Genomic DNA, 24,998 nt, shown 5'->3' with positions numbered 1-24,998 from the left:
CATGGCCCGTAAGCCGCTGATCGCCGGCAACTGGAAGATGAACCTCAACCACTTCGAGGCCATCGCGCTGGTGCAGAAGATCGCGTTCTCGCTGCCGGACAAGTACTTCGACAAGGTCGACGTGACGGTCATCCCGCCGTTCACCGACCTGCGCAGCGTGCAGACGCTGGTGGACGGCGACAAACTGCGCCTGACCTACGGCGCACAGGACGTCAGCCAGCACGACTCCGGTGCCTACACCGGCGAGATCAGCGGCGCGTTCCTGGCCAAGCTGGGGTGCACGTTCGCCGTCGTCGGGCACTCCGAGCGCCGCACCTACCACCACGAGGACGACGCCACGGTGGCGGCCAAGGCCGCCGCGGCGTTCCGGCACGGCATCACGCCGATCGTCTGCATCGGTGAGCACCTCGAGGTCCGTGAGGCCGGCAACCACGTCGAGCACAACGTCGAGCAGTTGCGCGGTTCGTTGGCGGGTCTGACCTCCGAACAGGTCGGTCAGACCGTCATCGCCTACGAACCGGTGTGGGCGATCGGCACCGGCCGGGTGGCCAGTGCCACCGACGCGCAAGAGGTGTGCAAGGCGATCCGGGACGAGCTGGGCGCCCTCGCCTCGCCGCAGCTCGCCGCCGGGATCCGGGTGCTCTACGGCGGTTCGGTGAACGCGAAGAACGTCGGTGAGATCGTCGCCCAGGAGGACGTGGACGGCGCGCTGGTCGGTGGCGCCTCCCTCGACGGCGAGCAGTTCGCCACGCTGTCGGCGATCGCCGCGGGCGGGCCCCTGCCCTGAGCACGGGCTCGCGGCCTGTAGGCTGTCCGCCATGGTTCTCGCACTGCAGATCACGCTGATCGTCACCAGCTTGCTGGTGGTGCTCCTGGTGCTGCTGCATCGTGCCAAGGGCGGCGGCCTGTCCACCCTGTTCGGTGGCGGCGTCCAGTCGAGCCTCTCGGGCTCCACCGTCGTCGAGAAGAACCTCGACCGGCTGACCCTGTTCGTCGTCGGTATCTGGGTCGTCTCGATCGTCGGCGTGGCGCTGCAGATCAAGTACAGCTGACCCGTCACACCCGTCACACGCCGGTTGCGGCGGGCCCGCGGTGGGTATCGAACTGTCATGGCTCGAGACGACAACCCCGATATCAGCGACGTGATGGTGCCGACCGAAGAGGTGCACCCCGATCACCGTGAGCACGCGAAGGAACCGCGTCCGGTCGACGACGACGAACTGGCCCGCCGCGCGCAGCACGAACGGGACATCACCGGCGCGGACAAGCCCGCCGACGACGTCTGACCCGATCCCACGTCCACCGTCCCGTGGACCCGCCCGCCATGCGGCGGGTCCACCGGGCACCGATACTGGAACGCATGGCTGACCTCCCTGACGCGCTCGAACCGATCGGCTCGGTGACCCGGACCGAGGTCGGCCGCGAAGCCAGTGAGCCGATGCGCGAGGACATCCGGCTGCTCGGGGCGATCCTCGGGGACACGGTCCGTGAGCAGAACGGCGAGGAGGTGTTCGACCTCGTCGAACGCGCCCGGGTGGAATCCTTCCGGGTCCGCCGCTCCGAGATCGACCGCGCCGAACTGGCCGGGATGTTCGACGGCATCGGGGCCCGCGCCGCGATACCCGTGATCCGGGCCTTCACCCACTTCGCGTTGCTGGCCAACGTGGCCGAGGACATCCACCGCGAGCGCCGCCGTGCCGTGCACGTGGCCGCCGGCGAGCCGCCGCAGGACAGCAGCCTCGCCGCAACGTACGCGAAACTCGACTCCGCGCAACTGGATTCCAGCGAGGTTTCCGCCGCGCTGGCCGGGGCGCTGGTCTCGCCGGTGATCACCGCCCACCCCACCGAGACCCGCAGGCGCACGGTCTTCGACACCCAGCATCGCATCACCGAGCTCATGCGCCTGCGCTCGCACGGCCACGACACCACCGACGACGGCCGCGACATCGAACTGGAACTGCGCAGGCACATCCTCACGCTGTGGCAGACCGCGCTGATCAGATTGTCGCGCTTGAAGATCCAGGACGAGATCGAGACCGGGCTGCGGTACTACCAGGCCGCGTTCTTCGACGTGATCCCGCGCGTCAACGCCGAGGTCCGCTCCGCGCTGCAGGCTCGGTGGCCCGACGGCGATCTGCTGGCCGAACCGATCCTGCGGCCCGGTTCCTGGATCGGCGGCGACCGCGACGGAAATCCCAACGTCACCGCAGAGGTGGTGCGGCTGGCCACTTCTCGCGCCGCGTTCGCGGCGTTCGAGCACTACTTCGCCGAGCTGACCGGGCTGGAGCAGGAGTTGTCGATGTCGGCGCGGCTGGTACGCGTCAGCGACGAGCTCACCGCACTCGCCGACGCGTGTCACGAGGCCGCGCGCGCCGACGAACCGTACCGCCGCGCGCTGCGGGTGATCCACGGCAGGCTGACCGCCACCGCGAGGGAGATCCTCGACATCCAGCCCGAACACGAACTCGACCTCGGCCTGGACCGCTACGCCACGCCGGCCGCGCTGCACGCCGCGGTCGACGTCGTCGACACCTCGCTGCGGGACAACGGCAGTGCCGTTCTCGCCGACGACCGGCTGCTGCGGCTGCGGGAAGCGGTGCGGGTCTTCGGGTTCCACCTGTCCGGCCTCGACATGCGGCAGAACTCCGACGTCCACGAGGAGGTCGTGGCGGAGCTGCTGGCGTGGGCCGGTGTGCACGCCGACTACGCGTCGCTGCCCGAACCCGACCGCATCGACCTGCTGGCCGGCGAGCTCGCCACCCGTCGCCCGCTCACCTCCGAGAAGGCCGAGCTGTCCGAGCTGGCCCGCAAGGAACTCGACATCGTCCGGGCCGCGGCGCGTGCCGTGCGGGTGTTCGGCCCGCAGGCGGTGCCCAACTACATCATCTCGATGTGCGAGTCGGTGTCCGACATGCTCGAGGCGGCCATCCTGCTCAAGGAGGCGGGTCTGCTCGATGTCTCCGGCGACGCACCATACGCACCGGTGGGCATCGTGCCGCTGTTCGAGACGATCGACGACCTGCAGCGCGGATCGTCGATCCTCGAAGCGGCCCTGGACCTTCCGCTGTACCGCGGCATGGTCACCGCGCGGGGCGACAGCCAGGAGGTCATGCTCGGCTACTCCGACTCGAACAAGGACGGGGGTTACCTGGCCGCGAACTGGGCGCTCTACCGCGCCGAACTCGACCTCGTCGAATCGGCCCGCAAGACCGGTATCCGGTTGCGGCTCTTCCATGGTCGCGGCGGCACCGTGGGCCGCGGCGGTGGACCGAGCTACGACGCCATCCTGGCGCAGCCGCCGGGCGCGGTGAACGGTTCGCTGCGCATCACCGAACAGGGTGAGGTGATCGCCGCCAAGTACGCCGAACCGCGGATCGCCCACCGTAACCTTGAGACGCTGGTCGCCGCGACACTGGAATCGACGCTGCTCGACACCGAAGGTCTGGGGGAGCTGGCGAACAGGGCCTACGAGGTGCTCGACGACCTGGCGGCGCGGGCACAGCGCGCCTACGCCGAACTCGTGCATGAGACACCGGGTTTCGTCGACTACTTCAAGGCCTCGACGCCGGTCAGCGAGATCGGCGCCCTCAACATCGGCAGCAGGCCGGCCTCACGCAAGCCGACGACGTCCATCTCCGACCTGCGGGCCATTCCGTGGGTGCTGTCCTGGAGCCAGTCGCGGGTCATGCTGCCGGGGTGGTACGGCACCGGCAGCGCGTTCGAGCAGTACGTCGGAGGTGACGAGGCGAAGCTCGACATCCTGCGCGACCTGTATGAGCGGTGGCCGTTCTTCCGGACGGTGCTGTCGAACATGGCTCAGGTGATGGCCAAGTCGGATCTCGGCCTGGCCGCGCGGTATTCGGAGTTGGTCGAGGACGAGGACCTGCGCCGCCGGGTGTTCGACAAGATCGCCGAGGAGCACGCCCGCACCATCCGGATGCACAAGCTGATCACCGGTCAGGAAGACCTGCTGGCCGACAACCCGGCACTGGCGCGGTCGGTGTTCAACCGGTTCCCCTACCTCGAACCGCTCAACCACCTGCAGGTCGAACTGCTCCGCCGGTACCGGTCGGGGGAGGACGACGAGCTGGTGCAGCGCGGCATCCTGCTCACGATGAGCGGGTTGGCGACAGCGCTGCGCAACAGCGGTTGACCCCGGGGCCGGTCACAGACCGGTGCTGCGACGCACCGCGTTGAGCGCACCGCGCACGGCGTTCTCGGTCGCGGCCAACGGGCCCAGCACGGCCTCGCCCATGCCGACGAGGCGTTCGACGCGGCCGACGATGCCTTCCATCCGGTCGACCACCGCGGTGAGCCGCGGCGCCAGCGCGTTGATCTGGTTGATGGTCTCGTTGAAGCGCTCCAGTGTGACGTCCAGGTTGGACGTCGACCTGTTGAGGTCGTCGAGGGTGTCGCTGAGCCCGTCGAGGATGGTGTCGACCTGTTCGACCGTCACGTCGGCGTTGAGCGCCGCCTGCGCGAGCTTCCTGATGCGTTCAGTGCCCGTGCGTGTGTTAGCCCGACCGCTTCTGTCAACCATGATCGCCATTATGACGGGTCGGGGGAACCGCCGATGCCGTCCCGGCGTCTCAATTGCGTGCAGTCCCGCGAATGCGAGAACCCGCCGAGGCCGTCGGTCACCGGTGATGTGCTCCGCCGCATCGCCGACTACGCCGCCGGATACGCCGCCGCGCAGGCCGAGCGGGCCGGCGACGACTAGTGGGTCAGAGCCGGGAGGCGGCGCCCTCGTCGAGGAACCACACCGTCGCCTCGCGGCCGACGGCTCCCGCCGCCGGCCAGTCGTCGGGGTCGGCACCGCCCACGGCGGCCGCAACGGCCTCCGCCTTACCGTCACCCGACACCACCAGCCACACCTCGCGGGAGCGCTGAATCGCGGGCAGCGTCAGGGTGATCCGCTGCGGCGGCGGCTTGGGGGAGTCCGGCACCCCGACCACCAGTCGGGTGGTCTCGCGCACCGCCGGGGTGTGCGGGAACAGCGAGTTGACGTGGCCCTCCGGCCCCATCCCGAGCAGGTGGACGTCGAACACCGGCGTCGGTTCGTCCCGTTCGGCCTGCCCCGCCAGCACCTGCTCGTAGGCCAGCGCGGCGGCGTCGAGGTCATCGCCGAACTCACCGTCGGCCGCAGGCATCGCGTGCACGTTGGCGGTCGGGATGTCGATGTGGCCGAGCAGGGCTTCGCGGGCCTGCTTGTCGTTGCGCTCGTCGTCCGACTCGGGCACGTAGCGTTCGTCGCCGAAGAACACGTGCACCTTCGACCAGTCGATCCGGTCGTCGTGGGTGCCCAGGCGGGCCAGCAGCTTGATCCCGGTGCCGCCGCCGGTCAACACGATGTTCGCCCGGCCGCGCTGCTCGACGGCGGAGACGATCTCGTCGGCGAGGCGGTCACCGACGGCGGCCACCAGTGCATCGCCGTCGGGGTACCTGCGTATGGAAGCCGTCATACGTACTCCACCTTCTCGATTCCCTGCAGCGCCTCGAAGTAGATCTCGTCGGCATCGAGCCGGCGCATGTCTTCAGCCAGGCATTCGCGAGTCTCCCTGCGCGCCAGCGGAATCAACGCGTCCGGCTTGGCGGTGCGGGTGATCTTCGCGGTGATGCCCTCCTGGGGGCGACTCAACGTGATGGTCTCGCTGTCCCGGACGAGCTCCACCTTGAGCTCGCCCACCGCGCGCTGCACCGGGCCGTCGATCCGGCTGGCCAGCCAGCCCGCCAGCACGTCCAGGGCGGGCTCGGTCTCCAGACCCGACACCAGCGCCGAGTTGATCTTCTCGTGCGGGGCCTGGTCCACCGCCGCGGTGAGCAGGGCACGCCAATACGTGATCCGGCTCCACGCCAGGTCGGTGTCGCCCGGGGTGTAACCGGCGAGCCGGTTCTTGATCGACGCCAGCGGATCGACCCCGTTGGTGGCATCGGTGATACGGCGAAGCGCCAGCTTGCCCAACGGATCCTGGGCGGGGACATCGGGTGCGACGTCCGGCCACCAGGTGACGACGGGCGTGTCGGGCAGCAGGAACGGCATCACCACGCTGCTCGCGTGGTTTGCCAGCGGTCCCGAAAGGCGAAGCACCACCACCTCGTTGGCGCCGGCGTCGCTGCCGACGCGCAACTGGGCGTCCAGTTGCGCCTTCTCGGCACGACGGTCGCCGGGGGCGACCACGATGACCCGACAGGGATGTTCGCGGCTCGCCGCGTTGGCCGCGTCGATCGACTCCTCGAGAACGGCCTCGGTGTCGGGGGCGATGACCAGGGTGAGGACGCGGCCCAGCGTGATGGCGCCGCCCTCTTCGCGCAGCGCCTGGATCTTCTTGTTGATGGCACCGGTGTTGGTGTCGGGCAGATCGATGATCACGGCTCGGCTCCTCCTCGATCCGCTCCTCGCTCGTGCCTCGCTGCGATGCTCACTCGTCGTCGCCTTCGATGATCACTACGGCCGCCTCCATTCGCGTCCCGTCCGGCGCAGCATCTCGAACGCCGAATCGGGTCCCCAGCCGCCGGATTCGTATGGGTCGGGTTTCCCGTGGGACGCCCAGTAGTCCAGCGCGGGATCGAGGATCTTCCACGCCAGTTCGACTTCCTCGTTGACCGGGAACAGCGACGGTTCCCCCAGCAGGACGTCGAGGATGAGCCTTTCGTACGCCTCGGGCGACTCCTCGGCGAACGCCGATCCGTAGGAGAAGTCCATGCTGACGTCGCGCACTTCCATCTGGTTGCCGGGGACCTTGGACCCGAACCGCAGTGTGATGCCCTCGTCGGGCTGGACCCGGATCACCAGCGCGTTCTGCCCGAGCTCCTCGGTCATGGTGGCGTCGAAAGGGAGATGCGGCGCGCGTTTGAAGATCAGAGCGATCTCGGTGACCCTGCGCCCCAAGCGTTTCCCGGTGCGCAGATAGAACGGGACGCCGGCCCAACGGCGGGTGTCGACGTCCACGGTGATCGCCGCGAACGTCTCGGTGGTGGAGGTCTGGGAGAAACCCTCCTCCTCCAGGAGGCCGACCACCCGCTCGCCGCCCTGCCACCCCGCCGTGTACTGGCCTCGCGACGTGGTCTGGTCCAGCGGCTCGACAAGCCTGCTGGCCGAGAGCACCTTGATCTTCTCGGCCTGCAGTTCGTCGGGAGAGAAGCTGACGGGCTCCTCCATGGCGGTGAGAGCCAACAGCTGCAACAGGTGGTTCTGGATGACATCGCGTGCGGCGCCGACACCGTCGTAGTACCCGCCGCGCCCGCCGAGCCCGATGTCCTCGGCCATCGTGATCTGCACGCTGTCCACATAGTGCGAATTCCACACCGGCTCGAAGAGCTCGTTGGCGAACCGCAGCGCGAGGATGTTCTGGACGGTCTCCTTCCCGAGGTAGTGATCGATCCGGAAGACCGACGACTCGGGGAAGACGTTGTTGACGATCGCGTTGAGGTCCTCGGCGCTCTTCAGGTCGTGACCGAACGGTTTCTCGATGACGACGCGGCTCCAGTGGCCGTCGGTCTTGGTGGCCAGCCCCGTGCGCGAAAGCTGTTCGAGCACCTGCGGGAACGCCTTCGGCGGGATGGACAGGTAGAACGCGTGATTGCCGCCGGTCCCACGCTCGGCATCGAGGGTGGTCAGCGTGTCGGAGAGCTGCTCGAACGCCATCTCGTCGTCGAACGTGCCCTGCACGAAACGGATGCCTTCCGCGAGCCGGTCCCAGACTTCCTGGCGGAAAGGGGTGCGCGCGTGCTGCTTGACCGCGTCGTAGACGACCTGGCTGAAGTCCTCGTCGGCCCAATCTCGCCGGGCGAACCCGACCAGCGAGAACGTCGGCGGCAGCAGACCCCGATTGGCGAGGTCGTAGATGGCCGGCATGAGCTTCTTCCGCGCCAGGTCGCCGGTCACACCGAAGATCACCACACTGCAGGGACCGGCGATCCTCGGCATCCGCTTGTCGCGCTTGTCCCGAAGCGGATTACGCCACTCGGTGGCGGCAGCGTCGGCGCCCATGCCGGCTCAGGACTTCTTCTCGTCCAGCTGGTCCTGTGTGGCTTCGAGCAACTCCTGCCACGACTTCTCGAACTTCTCGACACCTTCGTTCTCGAGCACGAGGAAGACGTCGCGCAGGTCGATGCCGACGGCGTCGAGCTTGTCGAACACCGCCTGCGATTCGTCGGCCTTGCCGGTCACCGTGTCCCCGGTGACCACGCCGTGGTCGGCGACGGCCTCGAGCGTCTTCTCCGGCATGGTGTTCACGGTGTTCGGCGCGACGAGTTCGGTCACGTAGAGCGTGTCGGAGTAGTCCGGGTTCTTCACCCCGGTCGACGCCCAGAGCGGCCGCTGCACACGGGCGCCCGCGGCCTTGAGTTCCTCGAACCGCGAGCCGCCGACGAACACCTCCTCGTAGGCGGCGTAGGCCAGCCGGGCATTCGCCACCCCGGCTTGACCGCGCAGTGCCAGTGCCTCCTCGGAGCCGATCTTCTCCAGGCGCTTGTCGATCTCGGTGTCGACCCGGGAGACGAAGAACGACGCGACCGAGTGGATCGTGGACAGGTCGTGGCCGGCCTCCTTGGCCTTCTCCAGGCCCGCCAGGTAGGCGTCCATCACCGCGCGGTGGCGCTCGACGGAGAAGATCAGCGTCACGTTGACCGAGATGCCCTCGGCGATCACCGCGGTGATGGCAGGCAGGCCCGCCTCGGTGGCCGGGATCTTGATCAGCAGGTTGGGCCGGTCGACGATCTTCCACAGCTCGATGGCCTGCAGGATCGTCTTGTCGGTGTCGTGCGCGAGTCGCGGGTCGACCTCGATGGACACCCGGCCGTCGACGCCGCCGGACAGCTCGTACTGCTTGGCGAGCACGTCGCACGCGTTGCGCACGTCGTCGGTGGTGACGGTGCGGATGGTGGCGTCGACGTCGGCGCCCCGCTCGGCGAGTTCCTTGACCTGCGCGTCGTAGGCGTCACCTGCCGAGAGTGCGGCCTGGAAGATCGACGGGTTCGTGGTGACCCCCACGACCCCGCGGGTGTCGATGAGCTGCTGCAGGTTCCCGGTCTGCAGCCGTTCCCGGGACAGATCGTCGAGCCACACGGACACTCCGGCGGCCGACAGTGCGGCGGTGTTGGCGTTCTGGGTCATGGTGTTGCCTTTCAGCAGTGGCTGTGGTCAGTTGGCGATCGATCGCTCCGCAGCGGCGGCCACGGCCTCGGCGGTGAAGCCGAACTCGCGGAACAACGTCTTGTCGTCGGCGGACTCCCCGTAGTGCTCGATGGAGATGATCTCGCCGGTGTCGCCGACGAGCTTGTACCAGCTCTGGGCGACGGCGGCCTCCACCGCGACGCGTGCGGAGACGGTGGGCGGCAGCACGCTGTCGCGGTACTCCTTCGGCTGCGATTCGAACCACTCCACACACGGCATCGACACCACGTACGCGGTGATGTCCTTGTCGGCGAGCAGCTTCTTCGCCTCCACCGCGAGCTGCAGTTCGGACCCGGTCGCGATGATGATGACGTCCGCGTCGTCGGCGGGGTTCCCGCCGCCGAGGACATAGCCGCCGCGGGCCACACCGTCGGAGTCGGTGCCCTCCAGGACGGGGATGCCCTGACGGGTCAGGATGAAACCGACCGGGCCGCTGCCGTTCCCGCGGGCGACGATGCTGCGCCACGCGTAGGCCGTCTCGTTCGGGTCACCGGGCCGGACCACCGACAGGTTCGGGATCGCCCGCAGCGCGGCGAGGTGCTCGATCGGTTGGTGCGTCGGCCCGTCCTCGCCGAGACCGATCGAATCGTGGGTCCAGATGTAGATGGTGTCGATGTCCATCAGCGACGCCAGCCGCACCGACGGCCGCATGTAGTCGGAGAACTGCAGGAACGTCCCGCCGAAGGCGCGGGTGGGCCCGTGCAGCACGATGCCGGACAGGATCGCGCCCATCGCGTGCTCGCGCACGCCGAAGTGCAGCACCCGGCCGTACCAGTCGGCGGTGAAGTCGGCGGTCGAGATCGACGGCGGACCGAACGACTTCACCCCCTTGATGGTGGTGTTGTTGCTGCCCGCGAGGTCGGCCGAACCGCCCCACAGCTCCGGCAGCTTCGGGGCGACGTCGTTGAGCACCTGGCCGAACGCGGCGCGGGTGGCGACCGCCTTGCTGCCCGGCTCCCAGTACGTCAGGTCGGCGTCCCAGCCCTCGGGCAGCTCCTGGGCCAGCAACCGGTCGAGCAGCTTCTTACGCTCGGGCTCGCGTTCGGCCCATGCGTCGAACTCCGGCTGCCACTTCTCGTGGGCCTCGCGGCCCCGCTGGACGAGCTTGCGGGTGTGTTCGATGACCTCGTCGCGCACCTCGAACGTCTTGGCCGGGTCGAAGCCGAGGATCTCCTTGACGGCCGCGACCTCGTCCTCGCCGAGTGCTGAGCCGTGCACGCCGCCGGTGTTCATCTTGTTCGGCGCCGGATAGCCGATGACCGTGCGCAGCGCGATGAACGACGGCTTGTCGGTGACCTTCTTGGCCTCCTCGATGGCTTGTTCGATCCCCACGACGTTCTCACCGCCCTCGACCTCCTGCACGTGCCAGCCGTAGGCGCGGTAGCGGTCGGCGACGTTCTCCGACAGCGCGATGTTCGTGTCGTGCTCGATGGAGATCTGGTTCTGGTCGTAGAACACGATGAGGTTGCCCAGCTGCTGGGTGCCCGCCAGCGACGAGGCCTCGCTGGTCACGCCCTCCTCGATGTCACCGTCCGAGGCGACGACGTAGATGTGGTGGTCGAACGGGCTGGTGCCCGGCGCGGCGTCCGGGTCGAACAGACCGCGTTCGTAGCGAGCCGCCATCGCCATGCCGACGGCCGAGGCGAGGCCCTGGCCGAGCGGGCCGGTGGTGATCTCGACGCCCTTGGTGTGCCGGAACTCGGGATGGCCCGGCGTCTTCGACTTGAAGGTCCGCAGCGCCTCGATGTCGTCGAGTTCGAGGCCGAACCCGCCGAGGTAGAGCTGGATGTAGAGGGTCAGGCTCGAATGGCCGCAGGACAGGATGAACCGGTCCCGGCCCAGCCAGTGCACGTCGCTCGGGTCGTGCCGCATCGTCCGCTGGAACAGCGTGTACGCCAGCGGCGCCAGACTCATCGCGGTGCCGGGGTGGCCGTTGCCGACCTTCTGGACGGCGTCGGCCGCCAGCACCCGGACCGTGTCGACCGCGGCGGAGTCCACCTCGGACCAGTCGTCGGGATGGTGGGCTTCGGTCAGCGTCGCGATCTCGTCGACGGTGGTCACTGGCTCGCTCCTTGGTGGCATGTTCGGTCAGCGGCCGCACACAACCCTCGGACCGCGCCTCCAACCCTAGTGCTCCCGGCCACGGCGCCGCATGGTGCATGCGGGGAGATTTGGTGCTCCCGTTACGGTGGTAACGAGGAATCGACCCTGCGGTCATCCGCGGGACCACCAGCGGTCTACCATCGTCTGTAGTAGATGTTGCGCGGCGGCTGTGACCATCAACAAGCGGAAGACCATCAACATCGGACGAACACCGCCGACAATGAGGAGTTGACTGCGTGAGCATTCGCGAGCGCCACCTCAACCATGGGGCGCCGTCTCGCATCCGCACCACGGTTTTGGCCTATCTGGCGCTGACGAAACCACGCGTGATCGAGTTGCTGCTGGTCACCGCCATCCCGGCGATGCTGCTGGCCGATCGGGGCACGGTCGATCCGCTGCTCATCCTCAACACGCTGATCGGTGGGATGCTGGCCGCCGCGGGCGCGAACACGCTCAACTGCGTGGCCGACGCGGACATCGACAAGAAGATGAAGCGGACCGCACGCCGGCCGCTCGCCCGGGACACCGTCCCCACCCGCAACGCGCTGGTCTTCGGGCTCACGCTGTCGGTCGGCTCGTTCTTCTGGCTCTGGGGCACCAGCAACCTGCTGTCCGGTCTGCTCGCCGTCGCCACGATCGCGTTCTACGTCTTCGTGTACACGCTGCTGCTCAAGCGGCGCACCTCCCAGAACGTGGTCTGGGGCGGCGCCGCCGGGTGCATGCCGGTGATGATCGGCTGGTCGGCGGTCACCGGCACGATCCAGTGGCCCGCGCTGGTGATGTTCGCGATCATCTTCTTCTGGACGCCGCCGCACACGTGGGCGCTGGCGATGCGCTACAAGGACGACTACAAGGCGGCCGGGGTGCCGATGCTGCCCGCGGTCGCCACCGAGCGTCAGGTCACCCGCCAGATCCTCATCTACACCTGGCTGACGGTGCTCACCACGCTGGCGCTGGCGCTGGCCACCGGCTGGCTGTACGCGTCGGTGGCGGTGCTCGCGGGCACCTGGTTCCTGGTCATGGCCCACCAGCTGTACAGCGGGGTGAAGCGCGGCGAGCCGGTCAAGCCGCTGCGCCTGTTCCTGCAGTCGAACAATTACCTGGCCGTCGTGTTCGCCGCACTCGCGGTCGACTCGGTGCTGGCGCTGCCGACGCTGTTCGGCTGACCGCCCGGCGCAGGCCCTCAGACCGGCAGCCGCGTACCTGTCTGCGGGTCGAAGCGGTGCACGTCGGCGGCCCGTGCGGACAGATCGACCGCGGTGCCGGGGGAGATGTCGGCCAACTGCGCGGCGGCGACCACGCTGGTCAATTGCTCGCCGCCGGCTCGTACGGTGACGATCGCGCGCGGACCCAGCAGCTCGACCAGGTCCACGGTGGCGGCGCCGTCACGGGCCGGGGCGAGGGTGAGGTCGTCCGGACGCACACCAATCGTCACGGCGGCGGCGTCGGGGCCGCCGACGCTCATCCGCAGCCCCTCACAGCGCAGCTCGCCGGCCGCGACGGCGCCGGTCACGAGGTTCATCTTCGGGCTGCCGACGAAGGTCGCCACGAAGGTGTCCGCGGGGCGCCGGTAGACCTCGGCCGGGGGAGCGGCCTGGGCGATCCGGCCGTCGCGCATCACCACGATGCGGTCCGACAGGGTCATCGCCTCCTCCTGGTCGTGGGTGACGTAGAGCGAGGTGATCCCGAGCCGGCGCTGCAGGCGCAGCAGTTCGGTGCGGGTCTCCACCCGCAGTTTCGCGTCGAGGTTGCTCAGCGGTTCGTCGAACAGGAACACCGAGGGTTCCCGGATGATCGCGCGGCCGATCGCCACCCGCTGCTGCTGGCCGCCGGACAGATCCTTGGGCTTGCGCGCCGTGAGGTGGCCGAGACCGAGCGACTCGGCGATCTCGTCCGCCCGGCGCAGCGCCTCGGCGCGGGGGATCTTCTTGGCGCGCAGGGGGAACGCGATGTTCTCCCGCACCGACAGATGCGGGTAGAGCGCGTAGTTCTGGAACACCATGGCGATGTCACGTTCCTTGGGTTCCAGGGCGGTGACGTCACGGTCGCCGATGTGGATCGATCCGGAGCTGACCTTCTCCAGCCCGGCGAGCATGCGCAGCGACGTGGTCTTACCGCAGCCCGACGGGCCGACCAGCACGGTCATGCTGCCGTCGGTGAGTTCGAGGTCGAGTTCCGAGACCACGGCGGCGTCGCCGAACGCCTTGGTGACCGCGGAGAAGGTGACCGATGCCATTGGGGGAGTTCCTCGCTACTAGTACTTGACCGCGCCGCCGCTGATCCCTTGGACCAGGCGTCGCTGGATGAAGAAGCTGGCGATCACCACCGGCACGATGGCGATCATGATCGCGGCGCTCATCGTCCCGATCTGGACGCCGCGGAAGGTGTTGAAGTTCGAGATCGCCACCGGCAGGATCGCGGCGTTGCCCGGGGCCAGGATGAGCCCGTAGAACATGTCGTTCCACGACAGCGTGAACCCGAAGATCCCCGCCGCGCCGATCCCGGGCAGCACCTGGGGCAGCACCACCAGCCGGAACGCCTGCCAGCGGGTGAAACCGTCGACGCGGGCCTGCTCCTCCAGCGATGCGGGAACGGCCTCGAAGAAGCCGATCAGAAACCACGTCACCAGGGGCAGCACGAACGACAGGTGCGCGAAGATCACCGGCGCCAGCGTGTCGGTCAGGCGCAGGGCCTGGGCCATGGTCAGGAACGGGAACACCATCACGGCGGGCGGCACGACCTGCGCGGCGAGCATGCCGAACCGGGTCAGCGACCCACCGGCGCGGTACTTGGCGATCACGTAGGCGCCCATGCTGCCGACCACCAGGCTCACCCCGACGGTGACCACGCCGACCACGACGCTGCGGCCCGCGGCGGCGAAGATGCCCGAGTCCAGCACCGCCCGCCAGTTGTCCAGGGTGGGGCCGAACGCGATGAGGAACGGCTCGGACATGTGCGCCGGGGTCTTGAAGCTCGCCAGCGCCACCCACGCGATGGGGAACAGCACGAACACCAGCGCCGCGGTCAGCACGGCGATACGCAGGACCTCGAGGGGACGCGGCCGGGTCATCAGGCGGTGGTCCTCTCGCGGCTGCGTTCCATCGCCCGGAAGGCGACGACGATCACGGCGAGCACCAGCACCAGCACGATGAATGCCATCGCGCTGGCCTGCGCGAGCCGGAAGAACTGGATGCCCTCGAGGTACATGAAGTACTGCAGGGTCTGGGTTTCGGTGCCCGGCCCGCCGCGGGTGGTGGCGTACACGTACTCGAACACGCGCAGCGCGTCGAGCCCGCGGAGCAGCACCGCCACCGTCAGCACCGGCGCCAGCATCGGGATGAGAACCCGGCGCAGCCGGTAGACCGGCCCGGCGCCGTCCACCCGGGCGGCCTCCATCGGCTGTTTGGGCATCGACTCCAGGCCCGCCAGGATCAGCAGCACCATGAACGGGGTCCACTGCCAGACGTCGATGAACGCCAGGGTCAGCAGCGCGCGGCCGGAGCCGAAGAAGTCGTAGTCGGTGCCGATCGCGTGCAGCAGCGCCGGGACGGCGCCGATCTGGTCGTTGAGCAGGAACCGGAAGATCAGTCCGACGGCGATCGGGGTGATGAACATCGGCGCCAGCACGATCGCGCGGGAGAGGTCCTTGGCCCACTTCTGCTGGTGCAGGGCCAGTGCGAGCGCGAAGCCGATGACCAGTTCCAGCGCCACCGCCACGACGACGTAGATCGCGGTGGTGGCGAACGCCTCCCAGAACGCGGGGTTGGACAGCGCGCCGCCGAAGTTCGACAGGCCCGCGAACGCCGGTGCCTGCCGGTCGGTCAGCTGGTAGTCGGTGACCGACAGGTAGGCCGCGTAGCAGAGCGGGAATCCGACGGCCACGCCGAACAGGGCGAGCAGCGGCAACAGCATGCCGTACTTGAAGTTCATGTGCGGGCCGTCGGATTCCCGTGCATCACTGCTGGATACGCTCGGCCGCCGCCTGCGCGTCGCGCAGCGCGTCGGCGACGCTCTTGTTGCCCGCCGCCGCGTCGTTGAGTTCGGTTCCCACGGCTTGGATCATCTCCTCGCCACCGCGGCCCTGGGTGAGCGGGGCCGCGTCCTGCAGGATCTCACCGACGACGCGGTAGTACTGCTCGCCGTATCCGTCGGCGAGCACCTTCGGGTCGGTCAGCGAGCTCTGGCGGATCACCGCGCCACCGGCCGCGACCCGCTCGGCGTCGACGGCGGGTGAGGTGATCCACGACGCGAAGGCCCACGCCGCGTCGGGCGCCGCGGAATTGGCCGGGATGGCCCAGCTCCACGAGCCGAGGGCGGATTTACCGCCCGGGATGGGCGCGAGGGCGAACTGTCCGGCCCGTTCCCCGGAGGCGCCGGCCGGATCGTTGAGGGCGGGCAGGTTCCAGTTGTAGCCGATCATCGAGGCGGCGTTGCCACCGGAGACCGAGCGGAAGGCCTCGTCGAAGCCCCAGGAGAGGCTGTTCGCCGGGGCGGCGGTGCGGTAGGTCTCGATGTAGGCGTCCAGCGCGCGGGCGGCCTGCTCGGTGTTCAGCGTGGGCTTGCCGTCCTGGTCGTAGATCGACCCGCCCGCGGCGAAGAGCCAGTTCGCCCATTCCTCGAAGATCTTGTATCCACGCTGCGGCTGCATGGCGATGCCCGCGCGGTCGCCGGCCTTGAGCCGCTGCGACGTGGTGACCAGAGCGTCGAGATCGGTGGGCGCCTGCAGGTTCGCCGACTGGAGGTCGCGGGTGTTGTAGATGTAGCCCAGCGCGTAGTTGTAGAACGGGACCCCGTAGGTCGTGCCGTCCACGTCGGTGATGTCGGTCAGCGACGGGAAGAAGTCGTCCGGCCGGTAGTCGCTGGTGGAGGAGATTCGGTCGTTGAGCGGCTCCAGGAACCCGGCGGCGGCGAAGTCGTCCATCCACGGGTTGTCGACGACGATCAGATCGTAGGCGGGCTCAGCCGACTGGAACGACGACACCAGGCGGTCGCGCATCTGGTCGAACGTCATGGTCTCGACCTGGACCGCGACGTCGGGGTACTTCTCGTTGAACCTGCCGATCATCCCCTGCACGATGTCGGTGTCGGGCACGTTCTCCATCAGCACCCGCACCGTCGCCTTGGTGTCGGTCGGGATGTCGCCCAGTCCCGACGAACTCTGCTCCTCGCCGGAGCCGCCGGATCCGGCGCAGCCGGCCAGCACGAGCCCTGCGGTCATGGCCAGTGCCGGCATCCAGCGCGTGGCGGTCCGCCGCGCCGGGGGCCGGCCGAGCATCGGGATCTTCATGGGTACTCACTTCCTCCTGGTTGGACTGGATCGAGCTGACCGGGTCGGCGGGGCCCGGCTCAATCCATGTACGCACCGCCGTTGACCGAGAGCGCTTCCCCGGTGATGAACCGGGCGTCTTCGGACACCAGGAACGCCACCGCGCGGGCGACGTCCTCCGGTGTCTGGAGCCGGGCCAAAGGCGTTGCCTCGATCCAGCTTTCGCGTACGGCGTCGGGGGTGGAGCCGGTGAGCCGCGCCTCCCACTCCAGTTCCCGCGACTGCATGGGGGTGGCGACGAAGCCCGGGCACACACAGTTCACCGTGATCTGATGGTCGGCCAGTTCGTAGGCCATCGCCTGCGTGAGGCCCAGGACGGCGAATTTGGACGCCACGTAGTCCGAGAGGAACGGGACCCGGCCCTGTTTGGCGGCCATGGACGCGGTGTTGACGATCGTGCCTCGCCGACCGGTGCGGACCATGGCCCGCGCCGCGGCCTGCCCGCAGAAGAACACCGCCTTGGTGTTGATGTCCAGCGTGCGGTCGTACTGACCGGCGGTGACGTCGACGAAGCGCTCCATCGCCGAGATGCCCGCGTTGTTGATCCACGCGTCGAGGCCGAGCCGGGCGGCGACGTCGTCGGCGAGCCGACCGGCCGCCGCGGCGTCGGTCACGTCCAGCGGCAGCGCCTCGTGGCCGCGCTCGGCGGCGCCGTCGAGGCCGGCCACCGTCGCGGCGGCGCCCGCGGTGTCGATGTCGGTGACGATGACCCGCCACCCGCGCGCGGCCAGCGTGGTGGCGATGGCGCGGCCGATCCCGGAGCCGGCGCCGGTGACGACGGCGGTGCGGATCGAGGGTGAAACGTCGGTCATCACTGGGCCTTTCGGGCGAGTTCGTGGGAGACGGGAGTGAGCAGGCTGCCGAGGGTGCGCCACTGGGTGTAGGCCTCGGCGTACCGGTCGACGCGACGGGAATCGGGTTCGACGGCGTCGCCGAGGGTCAGGAAACGCTCGACGGCGGCCCAGTCGTCGAGTGCGCCGACCCCGATGGCGGCGATGACCGCCGCACCGAGTGACGCTCCCGGATGCCCGACGACCGGCCACAGCGGGGTGTCGAGGACGTCGGCGAGGATCTGCTTCCACAGCACCGATCGGCTTCCGCCGTTGGTGACCATCGCGCGCCGCAGCGGAACCCCGATCGAGGCGAAGACGTCGGTGTGGTGCCGGAATCCGAAGGCGATGGCCTCGAGTACGGAGCGGTACATGTCCGCCCGGGTGTGAGCCAGGTCGAGCCCGACGAAGGCGCCGCGCAGGTCCGGATCGTGCAGCGGGCTCTTCTCGCCGAGAAAATAAGGCAGGCAGAGGATTTCGGCTGCACCGCGGTCGGTGGCCTCGTCGTCGAGCTGCAGCAGGTCCACGCCGCCGGTCAGCGTCTGGAACCACCGGATCAGGCTGCCGCTGGTGGCCATGCAGCCGTTGGGCAGCCAGCGACCGGGCACCGGATGGGCGTCGAGGTACAGGCGGCTGTCGACGACGGGGGTGTCGCTGGCGGCGAGAACGTCGCCGGCGCCGCCGAGTTTCACCAGCCAGTCGCCGGCGGCGTTCACTCCCGCCGCGTACGCCGACAGCACGTGGTCTGCCCCGCCGACGATCAGCGGCAGGCCCTGCGGCAGCCCGGTGGCCGCGGAGGCCGGAGCGCTCAGCGTGCCGGCCTGGCGACCGGGGGTCAGCACGTCGGGCATGACGTCGGGGCCGAGGTCGGCGGCGGTGAACATCGGGTCGTAGCGGCGGCCGTCGAGGGCGGCGAGGCCGGACTCGATGGCCCAGTTCAGTTCGACGTGCGGCCGCGCCCCGAGCGCCATGAGCACCCAGTCGTAGGACCCGACCAGGCGGACGGTGCGTGCCCAGGAGTCCGGATCGTGTTCGCGCAGCCACATCGCGGTCGGCGCCACCGACTGCTGGGTGATCGCCGATCCGGTAGCCGCCAGGACGTCCGCAGGGTCGAGTGCCGCACTCAACCGGTCGATCTGCGCGGTGGCGCGGGCGTCGTTCTGCAGGAGGGCGCGGCGCACCGGGACGCCGTGGGCATCGACGGGTACGACCGCGGGCACCATGCCGGTGGTGGCGAGTGCGCCGACCCGCTCGGGGGCCACGCCGGATTCCTCGAGCACTGTGCGAATCGTGCTGTGCGCGTTGTCGATCCATTGCGCCGAATCGGCTTCGGCATGGCCGGGCGCATCGGCGAAGAGCCGGCTCTCGGCGGACGCCTGAGCGACGATCCGCGCATCCGCGACGTCGATGAGCACCGTCTTGGTCCCCGTGGTGCCGACGTCGACACCGATCGTGAACTCCGACATGCCGTCCTCTCGTCTCGCTCGGATGCTGACCGTACCGCGCATCTGTTAGATTCTCACACGTTGTGTGTAACCGTCACGTAAAACGCTGTGCCGCCGCACGTTGACTGTTATCTAATAACACCCAGGATGTCGACGACAACCGTGAGAGGCGTTCCATGACCAATTGGCTCGATGAGGTGTTCGCGGTCCAGAAACCGGTGATCGCGATGCTGCACCTGTCCGCGCTCCCCGGGGATCCCGGATACGACTCCGCGGCCGGGCTGAGCGCGGTCGTGGACCGCGCGAAGGGCGAACTGGCCGCGCTGCGGGAGGGCGGCGTCGACGGCGTGATGATCTCCAACGAATTCAGCTTGCCGTACCTGACCAAGACCGAACCCATCACCGCCATCACGATGGCACGCATCATCGGGGAGCTGTTGCCCGACCTCACGCTGCCCTACGGCGTCAACGTGCTGTGGGACGGCCGGGCGTCGATCGACCTCGCGGTGGCGACCGGCGCACAGTGGGTGCGCGAGATCTTCACCGGCGTGTACGCCAGCGACTTCGGCCTCTGGGACACCAACGTCGGCGCGGTGGCCCGCCACCGGCACCGCATCGGCGGGGCCGGGGTGAAGCTGCTGTTCAACATCGTGCCGGAGTCGGCGGCCTATCTGTCCGACCGCGACCTCGCGTCGATCACCAAGACGACGGTGTTCGCGACGCGGCCGGACGGGATCTGCGTCTCCGGGCTGACTGCGGGGGCGTCCACCGACTCGCAGGCCCTGCAGGTGGTCAAGGACGAGGCGGGTGACGTGCCGGTGTTCGTCAACACCGGTGTGCGCGCCCACAACGCCGCCGAGCAGTTGTCGATCGCCGACGGAGCCATCGTCGGGACGTACTTCAAGGAGGACGGCGTGTTCGAGAATCGCGCGGTGGCGTCCCGCGTCACCGAGCTGATGACCGCCGTCCGGGACTTCCGCGCCACGCTGTGAACGTCCGGGAGTTTCCGGCGCCGGCCGCAGAGCTCGAGAAGCTGGCCGTCCTGGCCGCCGAGACGGGAGCGGGGCTGTGTCTGAGCCGGCTCGGGGAGCCGATCGTCGTGAGCACCAAAGGCGCTCCCGGCGACGTCGTCACCCCGGTCGACCGGGCGGCGGAGGAAGCCGTGCGGCAGATCCTGCTCGACGCCCGCCCCGGGGACTCCGTGCTGGGTGAGGAACTGCCCGCGCACACCGGGACCAGTGGGCTCGAGTGGGTCGTCGATCCGCTGGACGGCACCACCAACTACACCCGGCTGATCCCGTATTTCGCCACCTCGGTGGCGGTGCGCCGCACCTCCGACGGGGCCTGGCTGGCCGGTGCGGTGAGCGCACCGGCGCTCGGGGCCACCTGGAGCGCGGCCAGAGGCGGGGGAGCGCAGCTCAGGTCGCCTGCGCAGCGGGCGGAGCTGCCGCTGCAGCTGCCGACCACGTCGGCGCGGCTGATCGGCACCGGCCTGTCCTACGATCCCGCACGGCGCCGGCGTCAGGTCCGGGAACTCGGCGCGCTGCTGGCCGACTACACCGACATGCGCCGCTTCGGCGCCGCGGCCGTCGACCTGTGCCTCGTCGCTCAGGGCAGTCTGCACGCCTTCGTCGAGGACGATCTGGCGGTGCACGACTGGGCGGCCGGCGCCCTCATCGCCGAGGAGGCGGGCGCGACGGTGGACCGGCCCACCGACGGTGACGAGACCGTCTCGGTGCGCTGGGGCTGATCAGGCCGTCGCGGTGGTCTGCGGTCCCGCGGCGTCGACGCACACCACCTGAACGCCCGCGGCGCGCAGGCTCTCCACGGTCGGGTGGTCGCACGGGCCATCGGTGACCAGGACCGAGATGTCCGACACCGGGGCGACGTTGATCAGTTGCACACGACCGAGTTTGGCGGCGTCGGCCGCCACGATCACCCGGTCGGCGGACCGCATCGCCGCCTGTTTGACGTTGCCCTCTTCGCGGTGGTACTCCGACGCACCGCGTTTGCCGTCGACTCCGGCGATGCCCATCACGTAGGTGTCGCAGTTGTAGCGCAGGTAGAAATCCTCCGCCTCGGCGCCGATGAGGCTCAATTCGCCGGGCCGGACCTTGCCGCCGGTGAGCAGGATCGTGGTGTCGGGTTCGTCGGCGAGTTCCACCGCGACCAGGATGCTCGGGGTGATCACGGTGAGGCCCAGGGCACGCCCCTTGATCGCCCGGGCCACCGCCAGGACGGTACTGCCGCTGTCGAGGATGACCGTCTCCTGCGGGGTCAACAGATCCGCCACCGCGCCGGCGATGTGGGTCTTCTCGTCGGCCGCCTCGGCCGCGCGGGAGGCGAACGACGGCTCGGTGGACTTACCGCCGAACGCGATCGCGCCGCCCAGCACGCGGCGGGCGATGCCCTGGTCCTCCAGTCGCTCGATGTCGCGCCGAATCGTCATCTCCGAGACGTCGAACTCCTCTGCGAGCGAGGCGAAGTCGACTTCCCGGTCGGCGTTGATCCTGGCGGCGATGGCCGCTCGCCGAGCATGCGCGTTCAGAGTGGGCACCGCTCCAGCGTAGGCCAGCAGTGTGAAATTTTCACACCAGTCACACGATCGTTACGGAACCAGGACCACCGATCCGACGGTCTTGCGCCCCTGCAGATCGCGGTGTGCGCGCTCCGCCTCGTGCAGCGGATACTGCTCGCTGACCGTCACCGTGATCTGCCCCCTGGCGATCGCGTCGAGCACTTCGCCTGCGCGCCAGGAGAATTCGTCGGGGGTGCGGGTGTAGTGCACCAGGCTTGGCCGGGTCAGGTAGACCGACCCCGCGGAGTTCAGGCGTTGCGGGTCGACCGGCGGTACCGGGCCGCTCGCCCCACCGAACAGGACGAGCGTGCCGCGCACCGCGAGGCTGGCCAGGCTGGCGTCGAACGTCGCCGCACCCACGCCGTCGTAGACGGCGGCCACACCGTTGCCGCCGGTGAGATCGCGGATCCGGGCGCCGAACTCCTGCGGGTCCTCCGGATAGTCGAGCACCTCGATCGCCCCGGCCTGGCGGGAAAGCTCGGCCTTCTGCGGTGTGGACACGGTCGTGATGACCTTGGCCGCCAGGCTGGTGGCCCACTGGGTGAGGATCAACCCGACCCCGCCGGCTCCCGCGTGCACCAGCACCGTGTCGCCCTGCTGGACCGGATAGGTCGACTTGATCAGGTAGTGGGCGGTCATCCCCTTCAGCAGTGAGGAGGCGGCGACCGCGGGAGCCACCCCGGCGGGTACGTACGCCACGAAATCCGCCGGGGCGACGGTGTATTCGGCGTAGGCGCCGAGCGCCTTGTCGGTCACCACCCGGTCGCCCACCTGAAGGGCCGCGACGTCGTCGCCGAGGGCCTCGACGGTGCCGCAGACCTCGGTGCCCACGACGAACGGCACCTCCCGCGGATACAGGCCCGACCGGAAGTAGGTGTCGATGAAGTTGACGCCGATCGCCTCGGCCTTGATCAGCACCTGACCCGGGCCGGGCGACGGGGGATCCTTCTCGACGTGGGTGAGGACCTCGGGACCGCCGGTTTCGGAGACTTCGATGGCGTACATGCGAACCATCATCCACGGCTTAGCATGACGCAGGTGAGGCTCGCGCGACCGGACCTGTTCCACCCGCGGATCGTGCTGGCCGGCTGCCCCGCGCTGCCCGAGGGCGACGGCGACGACGACGGGCTGGTCGAGGCGCTGCGCACGCGCGGACTGCACCCCCGCTGGCTGGCGTGGGACGATCCGGCGGTATTGGACGCCGACCTGGTGATCCTGCGGGCGACGTGGGACTACATCGAGCGTCTCGACGAGTTCAAGGTGTGGACGCGGCAGGTGCGCAACCTGCTCAACGCCCCCGACGTCGTCGCCTGGAACACCGACAAGCGCTACCTCGCCGACCTCGAGGCGCGGGGGATCCCGACGGTGCCGGGCCGCTACTTCGGCAGCGGTGACACCGTCGTCGTCCCTGACGGTGAGGTCGTGGTCAAACCCGCGGTCAGCGGGGGTTCGGCGGGGGCGCAACGCTTCACCGATCCGGTGGCCGCCGCCGCCCACGCGGCGCAGCTGCAGGCGCAGGGCCGCGCGGTCATCGTGCAGACGTACGACGCGCGGGTGGAGTACGGGGAGACGGCGCTGGTGTTCCTCGGCGGTGAGCAGTCCCATGCGTTCACCAAGGCCGCGATGCTGCCGCCGGAGGGGCCGCCCGCCTTCGACGAGTCGGGCACCTACGCGCTGGAGACGCTGGGGCCCGCCGAACCGGATTTCGAACTGTGGGATCTCGGGCACGCGGCCCTGAACGCGGCCGCGGACACCCTCGGGATGGCGGTGGCGGAGTTCCTCTACGCGAGGGTCGACGTCATCGGGACCGACGCGGACGCGCGCGTCCTCGAGGTGGAGCTGGTCGAGCCGTCACTGGGTTGGCGGCAACTCGACGCCGCCACGCGCGCGGACCGCCAGCGCGACTTCGCCGTCGCCGTCGAGGTCGCGCTGGAGCGCCTCGGTCTCGGTCCGCTGTCGCATCGACGCCCATAGGGCCGCGGTGGCCGCCGTGCAGGCCGCCGCCCCCGCCACGTGGACCGCGACGAGCGCGGCCGGGACCCCGGTGACGAACTGCACCGCGCCGACCGTGCCCTGGGCGAGGACGATCGCGGCCAGGACGCCCAGCCGGATCAGCACCGGCCGTTGCGCCCGCACCGCGAGCAGTCCGAAGCCGAGGGCGACCACGAGGGACAGGTAGGCGACGAGCAGCGACGAATGCAGGTGCACCAGCGTGGTGATCTCGACCTGCAGGCGGGGGACCGGCTGCTCGATGCTCTTGTCGCCCGCGTGTGGCCCGGCCCCGGTCACCAGGGTGCCGGTCACCAGGGTGGCGGCCAGGGCCAGCGCGCTCAGCAGCGTCAACTGGCGCAGGGGTTTGGGGACGGTGCGCACCGGGGCGCCGCCGTCGGGTTCTCCGATCTTGACGAACAGCAGGACCGACAGCCACACCATGGCCATGGAGACCAGCAGGTGGATGGCGACGGTCCACCACAGCAGACCGGTCAGCACGGTGATGCCGCCGATCACCGCCTGCGCCACCGTCGAGGCCGGCATCAGCCACGCGTAGACGAGCACTTCGCGGCGGCGCCGGGCGCGGGTGACGGCCAGGACGGCGGCTGCGGCGGTGAGCACGACGAGGAAGGTGATGAGGCGGTTGCCGAATTCGACGGCCTGGTGGATGCCGGGCACCTCGGCGTGCGGTACCGGCGTGAAGCTGCCGGGGAAGCACTGCGGCCAGGTGGGGCAGCCCAGCCCCGACGCGGTGACGCGGACGATCGCGCCGGTGACCGAGATGCCGCCCTGGGTCAGGATGACCGCGACCGCGATTGCACGCTGAACCCGCAGACTGGGCAGCGGCAGCAGGTCGACCAGCCGCAGGAAGAGTCGTCTGACGGGCACGAATCCGATGGTAGAGCAGGCCGAACTACGGCTCGTAGTAGGCCTGCCCGTCACCGGGGCGCGACGAAGGGCACCAGCACCTCGTCGACCAGCGCGACCACCAGGTCGTCGGTGATCGGATCCCCGGTGATGAGCAGCCGGTGCCACAGCACGCTCTGGCCGAGTTCACGGGCGATCTCCACCGGTACGTCGGGGCGTACGTCGCCCCGGTCGATTCCGCGGCGCAGCAGCACGGCCATCTCCCGTTTGCGCCAGCCGATGACGTCGTGGCGCAGCGCGGCGGTCAGCTCCGGATCATGGGCGGCGGCGGCGACGGCGGCCTTCATCACCGCGGCGTCGGGACCGGTGAACAGCGTGGCCCAGCCGCGCAGCACCGCGAGCATGTCGCCGCGGTAGCTCCCGGTGTCGTCGTGTGGGATGGCCGTCGTCGCGATCTGCATCAGCGTGTCCCGCAGCAGGGTGGCCCGGTCCGGCCACCGCCGGTAGAGAACCGGCTTGCTCGTGCGGGCCGCGGCGGCCACCGACTCCATGGTCACGGCGCCCGGTCCCTGTTCGGTCAGCAGTGTCAGCACGGCGCCCCGGATGGCCGCGTCGAGTTCCGCGCCGTGTCGCCTGGCCATGACCCTCCTCGTCCGAAGAAACGCTTGCGTATCTTAGCCGA

24 protein-coding genes and 1 pseudogene are annotated in these 24,998 nt (G+C 69.4%); 9 read left to right on the top strand and 16 right to left on the bottom strand.

The features are described 5' to 3' along the window. Nucleotide 1 precedes the first annotated feature (1 nt). The 4 genes from tpiA to ppc all read left to right on the top strand — a co-directional run bounded on the left by tpiA (nt 2) and on the right by ppc (nt 4,153). Nucleotides 2–787, top strand: coding sequence for a triose-phosphate isomerase (tpiA, locus tag AU196_RS13470; protein ID WP_059095577.1), 786 nt, complete (start codon nt 2–4; stop codon nt 785–787). A gap of 31 nt (nt 788–818) precedes the next feature. After that, the gene (gene secG / locus AU196_RS13465) at nt 819–1,052 is read left to right on the top strand and encodes a preprotein translocase subunit SecG (RefSeq protein WP_011559804.1); all 234 of its coding nucleotides are present in this window, start codon (nt 819–821) and stop codon (nt 1,050–1,052) included. 57 nt (nt 1,053–1,109) lie between these two features. Next, a complete protein-coding gene (locus tag AU196_RS25835; protein ID WP_197415780.1) occupies nt 1,110–1,286 on the top strand; it encodes a hypothetical protein in 177 nt (58 codons plus the stop codon). 74 nt (nt 1,287–1,360) lie between these two features. Further along, nucleotides 1,361–4,153: a phosphoenolpyruvate carboxylase gene (gene ppc, locus AU196_RS13460; protein WP_059095588.1), complete on the top strand. Its 2,793-nt coding sequence runs from the start codon at nt 1,361–1,363 to the stop codon at nt 4,151–4,153. Between the two features lie 12 nt (nt 4,154–4,165). Here the strand turns inward: ppc and AU196_RS13455 are convergent, their stop codons facing one another. Beyond that, entirely contained in the window at nt 4,166–4,540 is a 375-nt protein-coding gene (locus tag AU196_RS13455) for a hypothetical protein (protein WP_059095587.1), read from the bottom strand. Nucleotides 4,541–4,573: 33 nt separating this feature from the next. Between AU196_RS13455 and AU196_RS25545 the strand changes: the two genes are divergently transcribed. Continuing rightward, entirely contained in the window at nt 4,574–4,720 is a 147-nt protein-coding gene (locus tag AU196_RS25545; protein WP_157546308.1) for a hypothetical protein, read from the top strand. Between the two features lie 4 nt (nt 4,721–4,724). Here AU196_RS25545 and pgl read toward each other — a convergent pair whose 3' ends face one another. The 5 genes from pgl to tkt form a co-directional block, all read right to left on the bottom strand. Continuing rightward, nucleotides 4,725–5,462 carry a 6-phosphogluconolactonase gene (pgl, locus tag AU196_RS13450; protein WP_059095576.1) on the bottom strand — a complete coding sequence of 246 codons (738 nt, stop codon included), beginning with the start codon at nt 5,460–5,462 and terminating at the stop codon, nt 4,725–4,727. Beyond that, nucleotides 5,459–6,370, bottom strand: coding sequence for a glucose-6-phosphate dehydrogenase assembly protein OpcA (gene opcA, locus AU196_RS13445; RefSeq protein ID WP_059095575.1), 912 nt, complete (start codon nt 6,368–6,370; stop codon nt 5,459–5,461). Before opcA ends, pgl begins: the two co-directional genes overlap by 4 nt. 75 nt (nt 6,371–6,445) lie before the next feature. Beyond that, nucleotides 6,446–7,990 (bottom strand): glucose-6-phosphate dehydrogenase, encoded by a 1,545-nt coding sequence (gene zwf / locus AU196_RS13440; protein ID WP_059095574.1) that lies wholly within the window; start codon nt 7,988–7,990, stop codon nt 6,446–6,448. A 6-nt stretch (nt 7,991–7,996) separates the two neighbouring features. Continuing rightward, entirely contained in the window at nt 7,997–9,115 is a 1,119-nt protein-coding gene (tal, locus tag AU196_RS13435; protein WP_059095573.1) for a transaldolase, read from the bottom strand. A gap of 27 nt (nt 9,116–9,142) precedes the next feature. Then, nucleotides 9,143–11,236 carry a transketolase gene (gene tkt, locus AU196_RS13430; RefSeq protein WP_059095572.1) on the bottom strand — a complete coding sequence of 698 codons (2,094 nt, stop codon included), beginning with the start codon at nt 11,234–11,236 and terminating at the stop codon, nt 9,143–9,145. A gap of 278 nt (nt 11,237–11,514) precedes the next feature. Between tkt and AU196_RS13425 the strand changes: the two genes are divergently transcribed. Beyond that, on the top strand, nt 11,515–12,444 hold the full coding sequence (locus AU196_RS13425) for a heme o synthase (RefSeq protein ID WP_059095571.1): 930 nt from the start codon (nt 11,515–11,517) through the stop codon (nt 12,442–12,444). Nucleotides 12,445–12,461: 17 nt separating this feature from the next. Here AU196_RS13425 and AU196_RS13420 read toward each other — a convergent pair whose 3' ends face one another. From AU196_RS13420 to AU196_RS13395, 6 genes are read right to left on the bottom strand one after another with little or no spacing between them, the layout of a single operon-like run. Beyond that, the gene (locus AU196_RS13420; protein ID WP_059095570.1) at nt 12,462–13,514 is read right to left on the bottom strand and encodes an ABC transporter ATP-binding protein; all 1,053 of its coding nucleotides are present in this window, start codon (nt 13,512–13,514) and stop codon (nt 12,462–12,464) included. Between the two features lie 18 nt (nt 13,515–13,532). Then, on the bottom strand, nt 13,533–14,348 hold the full coding sequence (locus AU196_RS13415) for a carbohydrate ABC transporter permease (RefSeq protein ID WP_059095569.1): 816 nt from the start codon (nt 14,346–14,348) through the stop codon (nt 13,533–13,535). After that, a complete protein-coding gene (locus tag AU196_RS13410; protein WP_059095568.1) occupies nt 14,348–15,208 on the bottom strand; it encodes a carbohydrate ABC transporter permease in 861 nt (286 codons plus the stop codon). Before AU196_RS13410 ends, AU196_RS13415 begins: the two co-directional genes overlap by 1 nt. Before the next feature lie 25 nt (nt 15,209–15,233). Next, complete coding sequence (locus AU196_RS13405) at nt 15,234–16,565, bottom strand: ABC transporter substrate-binding protein (protein ID WP_059095567.1); 1,332 nt, start codon at nt 16,563–16,565, stop codon at nt 15,234–15,236. A 59-nt stretch (nt 16,566–16,624) separates the two neighbouring features. Then, a complete protein-coding gene (locus AU196_RS13400) occupies nt 16,625–17,416 on the bottom strand; it encodes an SDR family NAD(P)-dependent oxidoreductase (protein ID WP_059095566.1) in 792 nt (263 codons plus the stop codon). Further along, nucleotides 17,416–18,900, bottom strand: coding sequence for an FGGY-family carbohydrate kinase (locus AU196_RS13395; RefSeq protein WP_059095565.1), 1,485 nt, complete (start codon nt 18,898–18,900; stop codon nt 17,416–17,418). The genes AU196_RS13400 and AU196_RS13395 overlap by 1 nt, the downstream gene beginning before the upstream one ends. A 155-nt stretch (nt 18,901–19,055) precedes the next feature. Between AU196_RS13395 and AU196_RS13390 the strand changes: the two genes are divergently transcribed. Continuing rightward, complete coding sequence (locus tag AU196_RS13390) at nt 19,056–19,871, top strand: BtpA/SgcQ family protein (RefSeq protein WP_059095564.1); 816 nt, start codon at nt 19,056–19,058, stop codon at nt 19,869–19,871. Next, nucleotides 19,868–20,629 carry an inositol monophosphatase family protein gene (locus tag AU196_RS13385; protein ID WP_059095563.1) on the top strand — a complete coding sequence of 254 codons (762 nt, stop codon included), beginning with the start codon at nt 19,868–19,870 and terminating at the stop codon, nt 20,627–20,629. The genes AU196_RS13390 and AU196_RS13385 overlap by 4 nt, the downstream gene beginning before the upstream one ends. On the opposite strand, the gene AU196_RS13380 is transcribed toward AU196_RS13385, so the two are convergent. Continuing rightward, on the bottom strand, nt 20,630–21,436 hold the full coding sequence (locus AU196_RS13380) for a DeoR/GlpR family DNA-binding transcription regulator (protein WP_059095562.1): 807 nt from the start codon (nt 21,434–21,436) through the stop codon (nt 20,630–20,632). Nucleotides 21,437–21,487: 51 nt separating this feature from the next. Beyond that, nucleotides 21,488–22,462, bottom strand: a complete 975-nt coding sequence (locus AU196_RS13375; RefSeq protein WP_059095561.1) for a quinone oxidoreductase family protein — start codon at nt 22,460–22,462, stop codon at nt 21,488–21,490. Between the two features lie 24 nt (nt 22,463–22,486). Here AU196_RS13375 and AU196_RS26425 point away from each other — a divergent pair. Then, a pseudogene (locus tag AU196_RS26425) lies at nt 22,487–22,738 on the top strand (DcsG N-terminal domain-containing protein); the annotation flags it as partial. A gap of 570 nt (nt 22,739–23,308) precedes the next feature. On the opposite strand, the gene AU196_RS13370 reads toward AU196_RS26425, so the two are convergent. After that, a complete protein-coding gene (locus AU196_RS13370; protein ID WP_231737559.1) occupies nt 23,309–24,310 on the bottom strand; it encodes a COX15/CtaA family protein in 1,002 nt (333 codons plus the stop codon). 77 nt (nt 24,311–24,387) lie between these two features. Then, entirely contained in the window at nt 24,388–24,957 is a 570-nt protein-coding gene (locus AU196_RS13365; RefSeq protein WP_059095559.1) for a TetR/AcrR family transcriptional regulator, read from the bottom strand. Nucleotides 24,958–24,998 lie beyond the last annotated feature (41 nt).

The organism is Mycobacterium sp. IS-1742, assembly GCF_001500125.1.
In the GTDB taxonomy this organism is placed as follows: domain Bacteria; phylum Actinomycetota; class Actinomycetes; order Mycobacteriales; family Mycobacteriaceae; genus Mycobacterium.
This window is presented reverse-complemented; position numbering and strand designations above follow the sequence as displayed.